Genomic DNA, 14,531 nt, shown 5'->3' with positions numbered 1-14,531 from the left:
CGTGGAGGCGTTCAGGCGGCTGGTGCCCCTCCCGGTCTTCAAAACCGGTGTGGTCCGGGACCCGGGCCAGGCGGGTTCGATTCCCGTCCGTCTCCGCCAAACCGTTCCCGGGAGTGCGCGATGCGTGAGGTCGATCCGCGACGGCGGGTGCCGCGCACCGACGCGCTGCTCGCCGATCCCGCGCTGGCCGCCGCCGCCGGCACGCTGGGCCGCGACCGGGTCAAGGCCGCGATCGTCCGCGCCCAGGACCGCGCCCGCCGCGGCGAGCTGACCCCCGATCAGGTACGCGACGCGGCGCTGGCGGACCTGCCCGGCCGGACGCCACGGGCGGTGCTCAACGCCACCGGTGTCGTGCTGCACACCAACCTGGGCCGCGCCCCGCTCGCCCCGTCCGCCGTGGACGCGCTCGTCGCCGCCGCCGGGCACACCGACGTGGAACTGGACGTGCGGACCGGGCGGCGGGCCCGGCGCGGCCGGGAGGCGCTCGACGCACTCGCCGCGGCCGTGCCCGACGCCGGGGCGGTGCACGTGGTGAACAACGGCGCCGCCGCGCTGGTGCTGGCCGCGACCGCGCTGGCCGCCGGCCGGGAGATCGTGGTGAGCCGCGGCGAGCTGGTCGAGATCGGCGACGGGTTCCGCCTGCCCGACCTGCTGGCCAGCACCGGCGCGCGGCTGCGCGAGGTGGGCACCACCAACCGCACCACCCGCGCCGACTACGAAGCCGCGATCGGCGAGCAGACCGGGTTCGTGCTGAAGGTGCACCCGTCGAACTTCGTGGTCACCGGCTTCACCTCGGCGGTGCCGGTGGCCGAGCTGGCCACGCTGGGCGTACCGGTGGTGGCCGACATCGGGTCGGGGCTGCTCGCGCCGGATCCGCTGCTGCCGGCCGAACCGGACGCGGCCACCACGCTGCGCGCGGGCGCGCACCTGGTCACCGCCAGCGGCGACAAGCTGCTCGGCGGCCCGCAGGCCGGGCTGCTGCTCGGCGACGCCGACCTGGTGCAGCGGCTGCGCCGGCACCCGCTGGCGCGGGCGCTGCGGGTCGACAAGCTCACCCTCGCCGCGCTCGCCGCCACCCTGTACGCGCCGACCACGCCCACCCGCGACGCGCTGCACGCCGACCCGGCCCGGCTGCGGGAGCGGCTGGAACGGCTGCGGGACCGGCTCGGCGAGGACGGCTGCAAGGCCGAGGTGGTGCCGTCGGCTGCGGTCGTCGGTGGCGGCGGGGCGCCCGGCGTGGAGCTGGACTCGTGGGCGCTGAGCCTGCCCGAGCGGTACGCCGAGCCGCTGCGCACCGGCGACCCGGCGGTCCTCGGCCGGGTGCTGCACGGCCGGCTCCTGCTGGACCTGCGCGCCGTGCCGGAGGACGCCGACGACCGGGTCCGCGCGGCCGTGCTGAGCGTGGGGGACTGACCGGCATGTGGGTGGTGGCGACCGCCGGGCACGTGGACCACGGCAAGTCCACGCTGGTGCGGGCGCTGACCGGGATGGAACCGGACCGGTGGGCGGAGGAACGCCGCCGCGGCATGACCATCGACCTCGGCTTCGTCTGGACCGCACTGCCGTCGGGCGGCACTGTCGCCTTCGTCGACGTACCCGGGCACGAGCGGTTCGTGCCGAACATGCTCGCCGGTGTCGGCCCGGTCCCGGCCGCGCTGATCGTCGTGGCCGCCGACGAGGGCTGGATGCCGCAGTCCGCCGAGCACCTGGCCGCGCTGGACGCGCTGGGTGTGTCGTACGGGCTGCTGGCGGTGACCCGCGCGGACCTGGCCGATCCCGGGCCGGCGACGGCGCGCGCCCGCGCGGAGATCGCCGCGACGTCGCTGGGTGAGGTGGAGGCGGTGCCGGTCTCCGCGGTCACCGGCGCCGGACTGCCCGAGCTGCGCGCCGCCCTGGACCGGCTGACCGCCCGGCTGCCCGACCCGGCCGCTGACGCGCCGGTGCGGCTCTGGGCGGACCGCGCGTTCACCGTGCGCGGCAGCGGCACCGTGGTCACCGGCACGCTCGGCGGCGGCCGGCTGCGCGTCGGCGACGAGCTGGAGCTGGCCGCCACCGGTGAGGCGGTGCGGGTACGCGGACTGCACTCCCTCGGTGTCGCGCGTGCCGAGGTCGAGGCGGTGGCCCGGGTCGCGGTGAACCTGCGCGGGCTGTCCCGGGACCGGGTCGGGCGCGGCGACGCGCTGCTCACACCCGGCCGGTTCGGGCGTACCGACCTGCTCGACGTGCGGCTGGCCGGCGACCCGGCCGCCGACCTGCCGGCCACGCTCACGCTGCACGTGGGCTCGGCGGCGGTGCCCGCCCGGGTCCGGCCGCTGGGCCCGGACACGGTACGGCTGCGCCTGGCCCGCCCGCTGCCGCTGCTGATCGGGGACCGGGCGCTGCTGCGCGACCCCGGCCGGCACCACGTCGCGGGCGGCGTGACGGTGCTGGACGTGGACCCGCCGCCGCTGCGCCGCCGGGGCGCGGCGGCCGCCCGAGCGGCGGTGCTGGCCGGACTGGACGGGCGGCCGGACCTGGCCGGCGAACTGCGCCGGCGACGGCTGGTCCGGGCCGGTGACCTGACCCGGATGGGCGTGCCGCCGACCGCGACGCCGGTGGCCGGGCAGTGGCTGGCCGACCCGGAGCACTGGCGGGACCTGGGCCGTCGCCTCACCGACGAGGTGGCCCGGTACGCCGCCGAACATCCGCTCGCCGCGGGCGTACCCGTCGACGTGCTGCGCCACCGGCTCGACCTGCCCGACCGTGCCCTGGTCACGGCGCTGCTGCGCCCGCCGCTGCGGCTGCGCGACGGCCTGGTCACCGCCGCCGGGCAGGGGACACTGCCGGACCCGGTGGCCCGGGCGGTGGACCGGGTCCGGGCCGAGTACGGCGACCGCCCCTTCCAGGCCCCGGAGGCGCACCACCTGGCCGACCTCGGGCTCGGCCCCCGCGAGATCGGCGCCGCGGTCCGGGCCGGCGCGCTGCTGAAGCTGGCCGAGAACGTGGTGCTGCTGCCCGGCGCCCCGGACGACGCGGTGCGCGTGCTCGCCGGGCTGCCGCAGCCGTTCACGCTCAGCGCCGCCCGGCAGGCGCTCGGCACCACCCGCCGGGTGGCGGTGCCGCTGCTGGAGCTGCTGGACCGGCGCGGCGCCACCCGCCGGCTGCCCGACGACGCCCGCGAGGTGGTCCGCCCGCCGGGCTGAGCCAACCGGCGCCACCGGCCCGAGCCGGTCACCTACCGTGACGCCATGGACCCTTCCGCGGTCTGGCGGGACAAGAACCACAAGTGGCGGATCGAGGCGTACCGGGCGCCGGACCTGCGCTTCGCCATCTACGCCACGAACGGCCCCACCGAGTCGGCGCCGCTGTGGCTGTTCGGGATGGCCGCGCTCGCCCGCTGGCTGATGACCCACGCGATCTCACTGGACGACCTGGAGACCGACTGATGGGCGTGCAGGTCGCGCTGGTGCTGGTGCTGATCCTGGTCAACGCCGCCCTGTCCGGCAGCGAGATGGCGCTGGTGAGCCTGCGGGAGGGACAGCTGCGGCGGCTGGCGCGCTCCGGGCGGGCCGGGGCGCGGCTGAGCCGCCTCACCCGCGAACCGAACCGCTACCTGGCCACCATCCAGCTCGGCATCACGCTCGCCGGGTTCCTCGCCTCGGCCGCCGCCGCGGTGACGCTCGCCGAGCCGCTGGTCGGCCCGCTGGGCTTCCTCGGCGGGGCCGCCCGCCCGGTGGCGGTGTTCCTGGTGACGCTGCTGCTGACGTTCCTCACGCTCGTGGTGGGGGAGCTGGCGCCCAAGCGGCTGGCCATGCAGACGGCGGAGCGGTGGGCGCTGATCAGCGCCGGGCCGCTGGACCTGCTGGCCCGGCTGTCCCGGCCGGCGGTGTGGCTGCTGGGCCGCTCCACCGACCTGCTGGTCCGGCTCGCCGGCGGCGACCCGCGCGCCAGCCGGCAGGAGGTGACCGAGGAGGAGCTGCGGGAGATGCTGGTCAGCCAGCGCGGCCTGTCCGCCCAGCAGCGGGAGATCCTCGCCGGGGCGTTCGACATCGCCGGCCGTACGCTGCGGGAGATCATCGTCGCGCGCCGCGACGTGACCACGCTGCCCTCCGACCTGCCCGCGGCCGAGGCGATGCGCCGGCTCGCGGCCACCGGCCGGTCCCGGGCGCCGGTGATCGGCCCCGGCGGGCTCGACGACGTGTGCGGCACCGTGCACATCCGCGACCTGGTGGACGCCGACGGCGCGCGCGTCGGCGACCGCGCCCGACCGCCGGTGCTGCTGCCGGGCACGCTGCCGGTGGCCGACGCGATGCGGCAGCTGCGCCAGCGGCACGAGCAGCTCGCCCTGGTGGTCGACGAGTACGGCGGCGTGGACGGCCTGGTCACCATGGAGGACCTGCTCGAGGAGGTGGTCGGCGAGCTGTACGACGAGACCGACCGGGACGTGCGCCGCGCCGTCCGGGAACCCGACGGGGCGCTGCTGCTGCCCGGTGACTTCCCGCTGCACGACCTGCCCGACGTGGGCGTGCGCGTGACGTTCCCGCTGTCGCGCGAGTACACCACTGTGGCCGGGCTGGTGCTGGCCGGCCTGGGCCGGCTGCCCGAGGGCCCGGGGGAGCGGGTCCGGCTGCCCGGCCTCACCGTCGAGGTGGTCGAGGTGGCGGGACGGGCGATCCGCCGGGTCCGGCTGCGCGGTCCCGCTGTGGGCCGCACGTCGGACTGACACCCGGACGGGGGACAGCCGCCCGATCCCCGCCCCGGCCCGCGCCGCCGGTCGTACGGTGCGGGCGTGAAGGACCGAGGGATGCGTACGTTCGTCACCGTGCTGGCCGGGCTGGCCGTGATCTACTTCGGCTTCACCGGAAGCCGCGACAGCGGCGGGGAGGGCGGCGTCTCCGGCGGCGTGGTGCTGCTGGCGCTGCTCGCCTCGCTGCTGGCCTGGAACCTGACCAAGCCCGGCCCGGCGAAGTAGCCGTCCGGCTCAGTGTGCCGTCGCGGCGCTGCGGCTCACCTCGCCCGCCGACTCCTCGCCCAGGGCCACCCGCACCAGCGCCGACGCCAGCCGGCCGAAGTCGGCCTCGCCGACCAGCCCGACCAGCGCGCCCGGGCTCGCCGGCAGGCCCAGCCGCCGCGCCCCGGCGAGCGTGCGCCGGTCGGCGTACGGGCGCACGTCCGGCCACACCGACTGTGCCTCCCGCAGGAAGATGTCCGCACCGGTGGGGCCGATGCCGGGGAACTCGGTGAGCAGCCGGCGCAGCACGGCCGGTTCGGAGCCGGCCTCCTTGTGCAGCCGGCGCAGGTCGCCGTGCCAGCGGTCCAGGCAGAGCCGGGCGCCGGTGCCGAGCATGGTGGCGGTCCGCTCGTCGTAGCGCCGGTAGTGGCCCCGGCCCAGCGCGTCGACCCGGTCCTGCCAGCTCGCCGCCTCCATCGCCTGCGGGGTGCGGTAGCCGGCCGCGAACAGCTCCCGGGCGGCGGCCACCGCCACCGAGGCCCGGATCCGGGTGCTCAGCAGCGTGGTGAGCACCAGCAACTGGTAGAGCGGGCCGGGCCGGTCCGCGAGGGCGATGCCGGCCTCCTCCGCGTACGTGCGGGACTGCCGGTCCAGCAGGGCACGCGCGACGTTGCGATCGTCTGGCATCCACCCGGCTTACCCGCCCCGGCCCCGGCCAGACCCCCGGGCCGATCCGGAATGCGCCGGGCGGCGACGGGTACGCCGGTCGGGTGCGCGGTCGACGGCCGTGCGCTCCACCGGGAAGGAGAGACCCGTGGTCAAGCCGCAGCAGGAGGAACTGCGCCGGAACGATCTCGGCGCCACCAGCCAGGACAGCCGCAAGACGGCCACCCAGGCGGGCAGCCGTTCGCGGGGCGGGGGCACGTCGAACGCCGACGCGGGACGGCCCGTCCCGAAGGGGCAGGTGTCGCCGTACGGCCCGGCCGGTGAGCCGGTGGCCGACGACGAGAGCGACAGCTAACCGCGAGCCGACGTCGGCCGCAGTCGCCGCCAGGTGGCTGCGGCCGACAGCCCGTACGCCAGGTGCGGGATCAGGTCGGAGACCCAGTCGCTGCGGCGCCAGGTACGCGGGTCGGTCACGCCGAGCGCCGTCATCGAGCCGTCGGAGGTGGCCATCACGCCGCCGCCGAGCAGCACCGTGGCCAGCGGCATCGGAATCCGCCGGCGCGCGGCGAGCACGCCGAACCCGGCCCCGGCGGCGATGCCCATGGCGTACCCCAGGAACGGCCCCAGACCGGAGCGGCGGTTCGCCGCCTCGTCGCCGGGGCCCAGGTCGACGTGCGTCACGTCGGCCAGCCGTCCGGCGACCGATTCCGGGGTGCTGCTGGCCGGACGGGCCCGCAACGCCATGTCCAGGTACGAGACCGCGTTGAGGACGGCGCTGCCGACGGCGCCCGCGATGGCGCCGTCGACAACCGCTGCCGTCCTCACTTCGGGTCACCCGGTTCCCGGTTGCCCTTGGGGCCGTAGGTCCGTTCGCCCCGGACCACACCCCGTTGCCCCCGGTCGTCCTGGAGGATCCGGTTGGCGACCTGGTTCGCCTCCTTGTCGGCCGCCCGTCCGGACTGCTCGACGAGGTCGCGAAGGCGTGCCCGCTGCTTGTCGTACGCGTTGCTGCCCGGCCGTGGTCCTGGCATCTCTGCCTCCTCCGGATCGCTGTCGGCTGACGTAGGCGTCTACCCGCCCGGGCCGGGACCAACCGTTGCCGGGGCGATCCCCGCCGCGCCGGGCGCCCGGCCCGGCGCTCAGTCCGGGGCCCGGACCACGGCTACCGGGCAGGCGGAGCGGTGCAGGATTCCCTGGCTCACCGAGCCGAGCAGCAGCCCGCCCAGCTCGCCCCGGCCCTGCCGGCCCACCACGACGAGCTGGGCCCCGGCCGACGCCGTGGTCAGCGCCGCGACCGGTTTGGCGCGTACCGCCTCGGCGTGCACCGTGAGGTCCGGCCACCGTTCGCCGATCCCGGCCAGCGCCTCGGTGAGCACCCGCTCGTCCTCCTCGGCCCGGTCGTCCCGCCCGCGCGGGGCCGGGCGGGCGTGCACCACGTGCAGCGGGGCGCCGCGCGCGGACGCGGTCTCGGCGGCGAACTCGACGGCGGCGCGCGACAGCGTGGAGCCGTCCACCCCGACCACGACCGGGCCGTCCGCGCGGGCGGTGCCGCGCGCGATCAGCACTGGGCAGTCGGCGTACGAGGCGACCTGCACCGCCACCGACCCGACCACGAGCGCGGCGAACCCGCCCAGTCCCCGGTCGCCGAGCACGATCACGGCGGCGGTGGGGGACTCGCCGAGCAGCACCGCTGCTGCCTCCCCGTCGATGATCTCGCCGGTGATGCGCAGCCCGGGTGCCTCCGCCTCGGCCACCGCGACCGCGTCGGTGACCAGTTGCTCGGCCTGGTTGCGCAGCCCGGCGCCGGGCGGTGACCCGGCCGGCGCGGAGACCGGTACGCGCAGCAGCGGCCAGATGAAACCGTGTACGACCCGCAGCGGGCGGTTGCGCCGCCGCGCCTCCCGGGCCGCCAGGCGCACCGCCCACGTCGCGGGTTCGGAGCCGTCCACCCCGACCACCACCGCGGCCCCGTTCGCCGAGTTCACCAGTACCTCCTCGTGGCCGGCGCTCCCGCGGCCAGTATCGCGGCCCGGGCGGGCGGCCCGGGGCGATACCGCCGGTGTCGCCCGGTGGGTACGCTGGCGTGCAGCACCCAGGGGAGGAGCCCCGTCGATGGATCAGCCGGACGGACCGAGCACCGCCCGCATGATCGACTACTGGCTCGGCGGCCGGCACCACCGCCCGGTGGACGTCGCCGCGGCCGCCGCGTTCGAGGCGGCGTACGGGCCCTGCGCGGCGATCTTCCGGTCGCTGCGCGCTTTTCTCGGCCGCACCGTGCGGGCCATGGCCGCCGACGGGATCGACGGGTTCCTGGTCTTCGGCGCGGGCGTGCCCACCTGCGGGAACGTGCACGAGGTCGCGCCGGAGGCGACGGTGCTCTACACCGACGTGGACCCGGAGACGGTCCGGCTGGGCCGCAGCCTGCTGGCCGGCAGCGACCGGGCCGGGTACGGCTACGGCGACGCCACCGACATCGGGACCGTCGACCGGGCGCAGTTGCACCGGTTCGTGCCGGGCTGGGGGAGACGGCCGGTGGGTGTGGTCTTCCTCGGGCTGGCGGCGTTCCTGGACGACGACACGCTCGCCCGTACGCTCGACGAGCTGTACCAGGCGGCGGCGCCCGGCAGCCGGCTGGCGATCGACTTCGACACCGAGGAGCTGGCCGGGCACCCCGAGGCGCTGGCCATGATGGGCCCGGCGTTCCGGATGCGGGCGCCCGAGCGGTTCGCGCCGCTGCTGGGCCGTTGGCAGCCGACCGACGACGGCATCGTGCCGGTGGCGCGGTGGCGGCCGGCGGGTGAGCCCGAGCCGGTGCCGGACGCGTTCCACGGCGCGCTGGCGCTCCGACCGGCCGCCTGAGCCGGTCCCGTCACGCCCGGCCGAGGCGGGGCGTTCGCCGTCGGGCGGCCTTCGTATGATGTTTGCCCTGTAGCAATAGTCGTCATCGGAGGATGAGCATGCCGGAGGCGTCCGGATCGGTGTCACGTGCCCTGCGCACGGCGCCACCCGACCAGCTGGCGGAGACCGCGGACGCGGTGCTGCGCCAGACGCTCGGGGCCGCGCGGGCGGAGGTGTTCGTCGCCGACTACCGCGCCAGCGGACTCTGGCCGGTGCTCGACCCGGACGTGCACGACGGCGGCCCGCTGCTGGCCCACACCGTCGCGCAGCGCTGTTTCAGCAGCCAGGAGCCGGTGCTGGACGTCGTCGAGGACGGCCGCTGCCGCGCCTACCTGCCACTGTCGGTGTGGGGGGAGCGGCTCGGTGTGCTGATGGTGGAGCTGCCCGGCGACCCGGATGCGGCCACTGTGGAGGCCGCCCGGGACGCCGCCGGGGAACTGGCCGTCGCGATCCGGGCGGCCGACCGGGAGACCGACCGGTACCGGCGTGCCCGGCGGCGCGAGCGGCTGAGCATGGCCGCCGAGATGCAGTGGGACCTGCTGCCGGGGCGCAGCGTACGGCTCGGTGACGCGCTGCTCGCCGGTCAGCTCGAACCGGCGTACACGGTGGGCGGTGACCACTTCGACTGGTCGGTGGACGGGGACCGGCTCACCCTCACCGTGCTCAACGGCACCGGCAGCGGGCTGGCCGCGTCGATGCTCACGGCGATGACGGTGAACGCCATGCGCAACGCCCGGCGTTCCGGCGGCAGCCTGGTGGAGCAGGCGGAGCTGGCCTCGGACACCATCTACTACCAGCACCGGGGCAGCCGGCACGTGGCCACGCTGCTGCTGGAGCTGGACAGCCGCCGGGGCGTGATGCGGGCGGTGGACGCCGGCTCACCGCAACTGCTGCGGCTGCGCGGGGGCCGGGTCACGCCGATCGCGCTGGAGCAGCAACTGCCGCTGGGCATGTTCGCCGAGACGCGCTACGACGTGCAGGAGTTCACTCTGGAGCCGGGCGATCGCCTCTTCGTCGTCAGCGACGGGGTGTACGCGGCGGAGCCCGACGAGCAGGAGCCGTACGGCGTCCGGGCGATGGCGCGCGCGATGCGGTCGACTCGGCTGCAGCCGGCGACCGAGGCAGTTGGTACGGTGATGCGCGAACTGCATGCGTACCATGCCGACGCGGATCTCCGTGACGACGCGGTCGTCGTCTGCCTTGACTGGCGCGGCTCCAGCCGGTCCGACGACGTGACGGGGCAGTGACGGGGGCGGCGGAGCGGACACGAGCGGGACGATCGCAGGGGACAGCGAGTGGAGCGACCTCCGAATCTTGCCGCGGCCATCGAATCGGCTGCGGAGGCGCTCATCGGTGTGCTCGACTCCGCGACGTCCCGGCACACCGTCAGCGTCTCGCCCACGCAGCTGCGGGTGCTGTCGCTGATCGTGTCGCATCCGGACACCAACGTGAACCGGCTGGCCGAGCTGCTGGACGTGGTCCCGTCGTCGGCGAGCCGGCTGTGCGACCGCCTGGAGGCGGTCGGCCTGCTGCGCCGGGTGGCGGACCCGCGCGACCGGCGGGAGGTGCGGCTGATCCCCACCGCGGCGGCGGAGACGCTGCTGCGCGACCTGCAGGACAGGCGGCACCGGGCGGTGCAGGCCGTGCTCGACCGGATGCCCAACCGGGTGCAGCACGAGTTGCTGCTGGCGCTGGTGGCGTTCAGCCAGGCCGCGACGGCGACCGCCCCGCAGGCCGGCTCGGATTCGACCGCCCGTACCGCCTGACGCCGCACACCCATGTCCGTCTGGCCGTCGACGCTCGACTAGTGTCCTAGGATGCCTTAGCGGTTGTGACGGTCGCCACCGTGACACCACTGAGCAACGACGCAGCGGGCACCCGGAGAAGAACGGCGAGCCCGATATAGTGGCAGCGCAACTGGGCGGCCCGTGATCACTGGCCGCGTCGGGGAGGTCCCAGCCCGGGATCACAGAGGGCGCCGGCGTCTGACCGGCCGGCAACGCGCACGTCCCTCCAGCAGCCGTTCATCCGGCTGCCGGACCGTGCTGCGAAGGGAGGGTTCGGTGTCGCGTCGGCCGGCTCCAGCGGAGCAACCGGATTCCGGGACCGCCACGGTCGTGGGAGACCGCGTCCTCACGCTGCCCAACCTGATCAGCTTCGTCCGGCTCGTCGGCGTGCCGATCTTCCTCTACCTGTTCCTCGTGGTCCGGGCCGACGTCGCCGCCATCGCGGTGCTCGCCGTCGGCGGCACCAGCGACTGGGTGGACGGCTGGATCGCCCGCCGCCTGGGCCAGGTGAGCCGGCTCGGGGAGTTGCTCGACCCGCTGGCCGACCGCCTCTACATCCTCGCCACGCTGCTGGCGTTCACCGCCCGCGAGGTGGTGCCCTGGCAGTTCACCGGCGCGCTGCTGGCCCGGGAAGTGCTGCTGCTGGTGTCCCTCGGGGTGCTGCGCCGCTACGGCTACGGCCCGCCGCCGGTGCACTACGTGGGCAAGACCGCGACGTTCCTGCTGCTGGCGGCGTTCCCGATCCTGCTGCTCGCCGACGCGGTGCCGGACATCGGCACCGCCGCCGGCGCGATCGGCTGGGGGCTGGCCTGGTGGGGCCTGGTCCTCTACTGGGTGGCCGGCGCGATGTACGTGGTGCAGGCGAGCCGCCTCGTGCGGGCCATGCGGGCGCGGCGTACCGAGGCGGCGGCATGACCACGCCGCCTCGGGACGGGGAGAAGGAGCGCGACCCGTCGAACCGGGTGTACGCGCCGGACTTCCTGACCGAGCTGTTCCGCAATCCGCTGGATCCGGGGTACGGGGACGCGGCGGCGCGCCGGGCGACGGGCTCGATGTCGCGGGTACGGCAGGTGCTGGGCCGGCCGGTGAGCCTGGTGGTGCTGGCGCTGATCGGTTTCCTGTTCGCGGTGGCGTACCGGGAGACGATGGCGGAGGAGCCGAGCCGCGCGACGGCGCGGGCGGGCCTGGTCGCCGAGATCAAGGGGCGGGAGGCGGAGACCGACCGGTTGACCGAGCGCGCCGAGCAGTTGCGTGAGGAGGTCGGCCGGCAGCGGGACGCGACGTTGAGCGGTTCGCAGGCGTCCCGGTTGCGCACGCTGGAGGCGGGGACCGGCCTGGCCCGGGTGCGCGGGGACGGCGTGGTGGTGCGGCTGGCCGACGCGGCGGCGGACCAGGACGGGGTGACCGGCGGGGACGCGGGCCCGTCCCGGGTGCTGTATTCGGATCTGCAGAAGGTCGCGAACGCGTTGTGGGCGGCGGGCGCCGAGGCGGTGGCGGTGAACGGCCAGCGGTTGACGGCGACGTCGACGATCCGTTCGGCGGGTGAGGCGATCCTGGTGGACTACCGGCCGGTGACGGGTCCGTACGAGGTGCAGGCGATCGGGCCGCGGTCGATGCGGGACCGGTTCGACGAGAGCCGGGCGGCGGCGTTGATGCGTGAGGTGGCGCGGACGACGGGTCTGTCGTTCGGGGTGAAGCGGGTCGAGGACCTCACGTTGCCGGCGGCGCCGCAGCCGCGGCTACGCTACGCCGAGCCTTCGGTGAGTCCGAGTGCGCGCCCGTCGGGTTCGGGTGGCGCGGGTTCGTCGAGTCCCGGGTCGTCCGGCCCGGGTGGTTCTTCCAGCCCCTCGGGAGGTGGCCGATGATCGCGGTGCTGGCGTTGCTCGCCGGTGTGGTGCTCGGGGTGTATCTGGACCCCACGGTGCCGGCGGCGTTGCAGCCGTATCTGCCGATCGCGGTGGTGGCCGCGTTGGACGCGGTGTTCGGTGGGGTGCGGGCGAAGCTGGACCGGATCTTCGACGACAAGCAGTTCGTGGTGTCGTTCATCTCGAACGTGCTGGTGGCGGCTCTGATCGTGTACCTGGGTGACCAGTTGGGCGTGGGCGGTCAGTTGTCCACCGGTGTGGTGGTCGTGCTCGGGGTGCGCATCTTCGGAAATGTGGCGGCGATCCGCCGGCACCTGTTCCGGGCGTAGGTTTGTGGCGATGAGCGAGGAACACAGGGAGACGGGTACCGGGTGGCCGCGGCCGGGGGAGCCGGCGCGGCCGTCGGGTCCGGCGGGTGAGCCGGATCCGCGCCCGGACGCGCCCGATCCGGACGAGTTGAGCCCGTTGGCGCCGGTGGAGCCGGTGCCGGACGAGGCGGAGCCCGCGGAGCGGGAGGCGGTGCCGGAGTCCGAGCCGGAGCCGGGTGCGGTGGCCGGTGCGGGGGCGCCGTCGGCGGCGCGGCGGTTCTCGTCGGCGGGCGCGATGATCGCGGTGTTGCTGGCGTTGCTGGGTTTCACGCTGGTGGTGCAGTTCAAGACGACGTCGACGGATCCGACGCTCGCGGCGACGCGGGAGGAGGACCTGGTGCGGATCTCGTCGGATCTGGATTCGCGGGAGCGGCGGCTGCGCCAGGAGATCGAGTTGCTGGAGGAGAGCCAGCGGCAGCTGCGCTCGGGTGAGCAGGGCCGGCAGGCGGCGCTGGATGAGGCGACGCGGCGGGCGGACGAGCTGGGCATCCTGGCGGGTACGTTGCCGGCTGCGGGTCCGGGTCTTGAGGTGCGGTTCTCGGGGCCGGCGAAGGCGGTGTCGTCGACGCGGATCCTGGACGCGGTGCAGGAGCTGCGGGGTGCGGGCGCGGAGGCGATGCAGATCCAGGGCACGGACGGTACGGCGGCGCGGATCATCGCGTCGACGTATTTCGTGGACGGGCCGGACGGTGCGCTGGTGGTGGACGGGCGGCGGTTGACGGGTCCGTTCACGATCATGGTGATCGGTGATCCGGCGACGATGCGTACGGCGTTGAACATTCCCGGCGGGGTGGTCGCATCGGTGCGGGACGGCGGCGGTAACGTGACCTCCGAGGATCGTGAGGTTGTGGAGGTTTCGCAGCTGCACGCGCCGATCAAGCTGGACCACGCCCGGCCGGTCTCGTGACCGGTCGCGGCCGCGCCGGTTTCTCCGGTGCACCGATGACGAAGGACGCAGTTGGTGATTCCTGAGGATCTGCGGTACACCGCCGAGCACGAGTGGGTGGTCGGTGGTGACGGTGGTGTCGTCCGCGTCGGTATCACGCACTTCGCGCAGGACGCCCTGGGTGACATCGTGTTCGTGCAGCTGCCGGAGCCCGGTGCGGTGGTGGCGGCGGGCGAGTCGCTGGGCGAGATCGAGTCGACGAAGAGCGTGTCGGAGATCTACGCGCCGTTGAGCGGTACGGTGGCGGCGCGCAACGAGGCGTTGGCCGACACCCCTGAGGTGATCAACACGGATCCGTACGGTGCGGGGTGGTTGGTGGAGATCACTCCGGACGATCCGGCGGCGGTCGAGGGTCTGCTGACCGCCGATGCGTACCGCGAGCTCACCGAGAGCTGAGTTCGTGCTGTTCCGGGCGGCGGCGAGGTTCCGCGCGTCCGGTTGCCCTGCATTTCGGCGCTGGCTAGGCTCGCCCAGTCGACCGAGAACCAATAGTTTGAGCGTTGCGGAATGCGCCTTCCCGGGCACGGGGAGCCAGCCGCCGGGTGTGGTGTTGCCCGGCGGCCAGACCCGCCATTCCCTGACGCCGACCGAACAGATCCGTGAGGTGGTCCCATGACGCGCCCAGACGACGAGTTCCCCCCGCTCGACGTCACTTCGACGCTCAATCTCGGTTCGCTCGACGAAGTGCTGGAGGGGCCGGACACCGATGTGGTGCCGAGCCGCATGTCCGGCTCGTTGCCGCCGGGTATGGCGTTGCTGGTGGTTCGCCGGGGTCCGAATGCGGGTGCCCGGTTCCTGTTGGACCACGATGTGACGACGAGTGGGCGGCACCCGGACAGTGACATCTTCCTGGACGACGTGACTGTGTCGCGTCGGCACGCGGAGTTCCACCGTGACGGTGGGACGTTCACGGTGCGGGATGTGGGCAGCCTGAACGGCACGTACGTGAATCGTGAGCGGGTCGAGGCGGCGACGCTGAGCAACGGTGACGAGGTGCAGATCGGCAAGTTCCGGGTGGTGTTCATCGCCGGTCCGCGCCCGGAGGAGGAGGCCGGCCGGGGGTGAACGAGC

At 74.9% G+C, this 14,531-nt stretch carries 19 protein-coding genes and 1 tRNA gene; 16 read left to right on the top strand and 4 right to left on the bottom strand.

The annotated features are described in order from the left end of the window. Nucleotides 1-3: 3 nt before the first annotated feature. The 6 genes from M8C11_RS24210 to M8C11_RS24185 all read left to right on the top strand — a co-directional run bounded on the left by M8C11_RS24210 (nt 4) and on the right by M8C11_RS24185 (nt 4,951). Nucleotides 4-99 (top strand) — tRNA-Sec (locus M8C11_RS24210). Nucleotides 100-120: 21 nt separating this feature from the next. Then, entirely contained in the window at nt 121-1,413 is a 1,293-nt protein-coding gene (gene selA, locus M8C11_RS24205) for an L-seryl-tRNA(Sec) selenium transferase (RefSeq protein WP_252453373.1), read from the top strand. Nucleotides 1,414-1,418: 5 nt separating this feature from the next. Beyond that, nucleotides 1,419-3,182, top strand: a complete 1,764-nt coding sequence (selB, locus tag M8C11_RS24200) for a selenocysteine-specific translation elongation factor (protein WP_252453371.1) — start codon at nt 1,419-1,421, stop codon at nt 3,180-3,182. 45 nt (nt 3,183-3,227) lie between these two features. Then, a complete protein-coding gene (locus M8C11_RS24195; protein ID WP_030503909.1) occupies nt 3,228-3,425 on the top strand; it encodes a hypothetical protein in 198 nt (65 codons plus the stop codon). Continuing rightward, entirely contained in the window at nt 3,425-4,702 is a 1,278-nt protein-coding gene (locus tag M8C11_RS24190; RefSeq protein WP_252453369.1) for a hemolysin family protein, read from the top strand. Before M8C11_RS24195 ends, M8C11_RS24190 begins: the two co-directional genes overlap by 1 nt. An 81-nt stretch (nt 4,703-4,783) precedes the next feature. Then, nucleotides 4,784-4,951 carry a hypothetical protein gene (locus M8C11_RS24185; protein WP_252453367.1) on the top strand — a complete coding sequence of 56 codons (168 nt, stop codon included), beginning with the start codon at nt 4,784-4,786 and terminating at the stop codon, nt 4,949-4,951. 9 nt (nt 4,952-4,960) lie between these two features. On the opposite strand, the gene M8C11_RS24180 is transcribed toward M8C11_RS24185, so the two are convergent. Next, nucleotides 4,961-5,617 (bottom strand): hypothetical protein, encoded by a 657-nt coding sequence (locus tag M8C11_RS24180; protein ID WP_120569851.1) that lies wholly within the window; start codon nt 5,615-5,617, stop codon nt 4,961-4,963. A 127-nt stretch (nt 5,618-5,744) separates the two neighbouring features. On the opposite strand from M8C11_RS24180, the gene M8C11_RS24175 reads away from it, so the two are divergent. Further along, the gene (locus tag M8C11_RS24175; protein ID WP_091426872.1) at nt 5,745-5,951 is read left to right on the top strand and encodes a hypothetical protein; all 207 of its coding nucleotides are present in this window, start codon (nt 5,745-5,747) and stop codon (nt 5,949-5,951) included. Here the strand turns inward: M8C11_RS24175 and M8C11_RS24170 are convergent. From M8C11_RS24170 to M8C11_RS24160, 3 genes are all read right to left on the bottom strand, one after another. Further along, nucleotides 5,948-6,421 carry a hypothetical protein gene (locus tag M8C11_RS24170; RefSeq protein ID WP_120569852.1) on the bottom strand — a complete coding sequence of 158 codons (474 nt, stop codon included), beginning with the start codon at nt 6,419-6,421 and terminating at the stop codon, nt 5,948-5,950. The two genes, M8C11_RS24175 and M8C11_RS24170, sit on opposite strands and share 4 nt — an antisense overlap. Continuing rightward, a complete protein-coding gene (locus M8C11_RS24165; RefSeq protein ID WP_120569853.1) occupies nt 6,418-6,627 on the bottom strand; it encodes a phosphatidylethanolamine-binding protein in 210 nt (69 codons plus the stop codon). The genes M8C11_RS24170 and M8C11_RS24165 overlap by 4 nt, the downstream gene beginning before the upstream one ends. Before the next feature lie 108 nt (nt 6,628-6,735). Then, on the bottom strand, nt 6,736-7,581 hold the full coding sequence (locus M8C11_RS24160) for a universal stress protein (protein WP_252453365.1): 846 nt from the start codon (nt 7,579-7,581) through the stop codon (nt 6,736-6,738). A 127-nt stretch (nt 7,582-7,708) separates the two neighbouring features. Here M8C11_RS24160 and M8C11_RS24155 point away from each other — a divergent pair, with 127 nt between their 5' ends. The 9 genes from M8C11_RS24155 (at nt 7,709) to M8C11_RS24115 (ending at nt 14,525) form a co-directional block, all read left to right on the top strand. Further along, complete coding sequence (locus M8C11_RS24155) at nt 7,709-8,455, top strand: SAM-dependent methyltransferase (RefSeq protein WP_120569855.1); 747 nt, start codon at nt 7,709-7,711, stop codon at nt 8,453-8,455. A gap of 98 nt (nt 8,456-8,553) precedes the next feature. Beyond that, nucleotides 8,554-9,741 (top strand): PP2C family protein-serine/threonine phosphatase, encoded by a 1,188-nt coding sequence (locus M8C11_RS24150; RefSeq protein WP_120569856.1) that lies wholly within the window; start codon nt 8,554-8,556, stop codon nt 9,739-9,741. A gap of 48 nt (nt 9,742-9,789) precedes the next feature. Beyond that, nucleotides 9,790-10,260: a MarR family transcriptional regulator gene (locus M8C11_RS24145; protein ID WP_121684237.1), complete on the top strand. Its 471-nt coding sequence runs from the start codon at nt 9,790-9,792 to the stop codon at nt 10,258-10,260. A gap of 297 nt (nt 10,261-10,557) precedes the next feature. Further along, nucleotides 10,558-11,196: a CDP-alcohol phosphatidyltransferase family protein gene (locus M8C11_RS24140; protein WP_120569858.1), complete on the top strand. Its 639-nt coding sequence runs from the start codon at nt 10,558-10,560 to the stop codon at nt 11,194-11,196. Next, a complete protein-coding gene (locus M8C11_RS24135) occupies nt 11,193-12,146 on the top strand; it encodes a DUF881 domain-containing protein (RefSeq protein WP_252453363.1) in 954 nt (317 codons plus the stop codon). Before M8C11_RS24140 ends, M8C11_RS24135 begins: the two co-directional genes overlap by 4 nt. Then, entirely contained in the window at nt 12,143-12,475 is a 333-nt protein-coding gene (locus M8C11_RS24130; RefSeq protein ID WP_091426880.1) for a small basic family protein, read from the top strand. The genes M8C11_RS24135 and M8C11_RS24130 overlap by 4 nt, the downstream gene beginning before the upstream one ends. Before the next feature lie 10 nt (nt 12,476-12,485). Further along, nucleotides 12,486-13,421 carry a DUF881 domain-containing protein gene (locus M8C11_RS24125; RefSeq protein ID WP_252453435.1) on the top strand — a complete coding sequence of 312 codons (936 nt, stop codon included), beginning with the start codon at nt 12,486-12,488 and terminating at the stop codon, nt 13,419-13,421. Nucleotides 13,422-13,475: 54 nt separating this feature from the next. Beyond that, the gene (gcvH, locus tag M8C11_RS24120) at nt 13,476-13,856 is read left to right on the top strand and encodes a glycine cleavage system protein GcvH (protein ID WP_013286373.1); all 381 of its coding nucleotides are present in this window, start codon (nt 13,476-13,478) and stop codon (nt 13,854-13,856) included. A gap of 216 nt (nt 13,857-14,072) precedes the next feature. Further along, nucleotides 14,073-14,525: an FHA domain-containing protein gene (locus M8C11_RS24115; protein ID WP_007071101.1), complete on the top strand. Its 453-nt coding sequence runs from the start codon at nt 14,073-14,075 to the stop codon at nt 14,523-14,525. The last annotated feature ends 6 nt before the right edge of the window (nt 14,526-14,531 follow it).

Source organism: Micromonospora sp. CPM1 (assembly GCF_023896895.1).
Taxonomy (GTDB): domain Bacteria; phylum Actinomycetota; class Actinomycetes; order Mycobacteriales; family Micromonosporaceae; genus Micromonospora; species Micromonospora tulbaghiae.
Note: the sequence above shows the minus strand (reverse complement) of the source record. Positions and strands in the feature narration are given on the sequence as shown.

Excerpts from the sequence above, each read along its gene's own strand:
- selA (WP_252453373.1), top strand. The coding sequence starts at position 121 with ATGCGTGAGGTCGATCCGCGACGGCGGGTGCCGCGCACCGACGCGCTG.
- selB (WP_252453371.1), top strand. The coding sequence starts at position 1,419 with ATGTGGGTGGTGGCGACCGCCGGGCACGTGGACCACGGCAAGTCCACG.
- M8C11_RS24195 (WP_030503909.1), top strand. The coding sequence starts at position 3,228 with ATGGACCCTTCCGCGGTCTGGCGGGACAAGAACCACAAGTGGCGGATC.
- M8C11_RS24190 (WP_252453369.1), top strand. The coding sequence starts at position 3,425 with ATGGGCGTGCAGGTCGCGCTGGTGCTGGTGCTGATCCTGGTCAACGCC.
- M8C11_RS24185 (WP_252453367.1), top strand. The coding sequence starts at position 4,784 with ATGCGTACGTTCGTCACCGTGCTGGCCGGGCTGGCCGTGATCTACTTC.
- M8C11_RS24180 (WP_120569851.1), bottom strand. The coding sequence starts at position 5,617 with ATGCCAGACGATCGCAACGTCGCGCGTGCCCTGCTGGACCGGCAGTCC.
- M8C11_RS24165 (WP_120569853.1), bottom strand. The coding sequence starts at position 6,627 with ATGCCAGGACCACGGCCGGGCAGCAACGCGTACGACAAGCAGCGGGCA.
- M8C11_RS24155 (WP_120569855.1), top strand. The coding sequence starts at position 7,709 with ATGGATCAGCCGGACGGACCGAGCACCGCCCGCATGATCGACTACTGG.
- M8C11_RS24150 (WP_120569856.1), top strand. The coding sequence starts at position 8,554 with ATGCCGGAGGCGTCCGGATCGGTGTCACGTGCCCTGCGCACGGCGCCA.
- M8C11_RS24135 (WP_252453363.1), top strand. The coding sequence starts at position 11,193 with ATGACCACGCCGCCTCGGGACGGGGAGAAGGAGCGCGACCCGTCGAAC.
- M8C11_RS24130 (WP_091426880.1), top strand. The coding sequence starts at position 12,143 with ATGATCGCGGTGCTGGCGTTGCTCGCCGGTGTGGTGCTCGGGGTGTAT.
- M8C11_RS24125 (WP_252453435.1), top strand. The coding sequence starts at position 12,486 with ATGAGCGAGGAACACAGGGAGACGGGTACCGGGTGGCCGCGGCCGGGG.
- M8C11_RS24115 (WP_007071101.1), top strand. The coding sequence starts at position 14,073 with ATGACGCGCCCAGACGACGAGTTCCCCCCGCTCGACGTCACTTCGACG.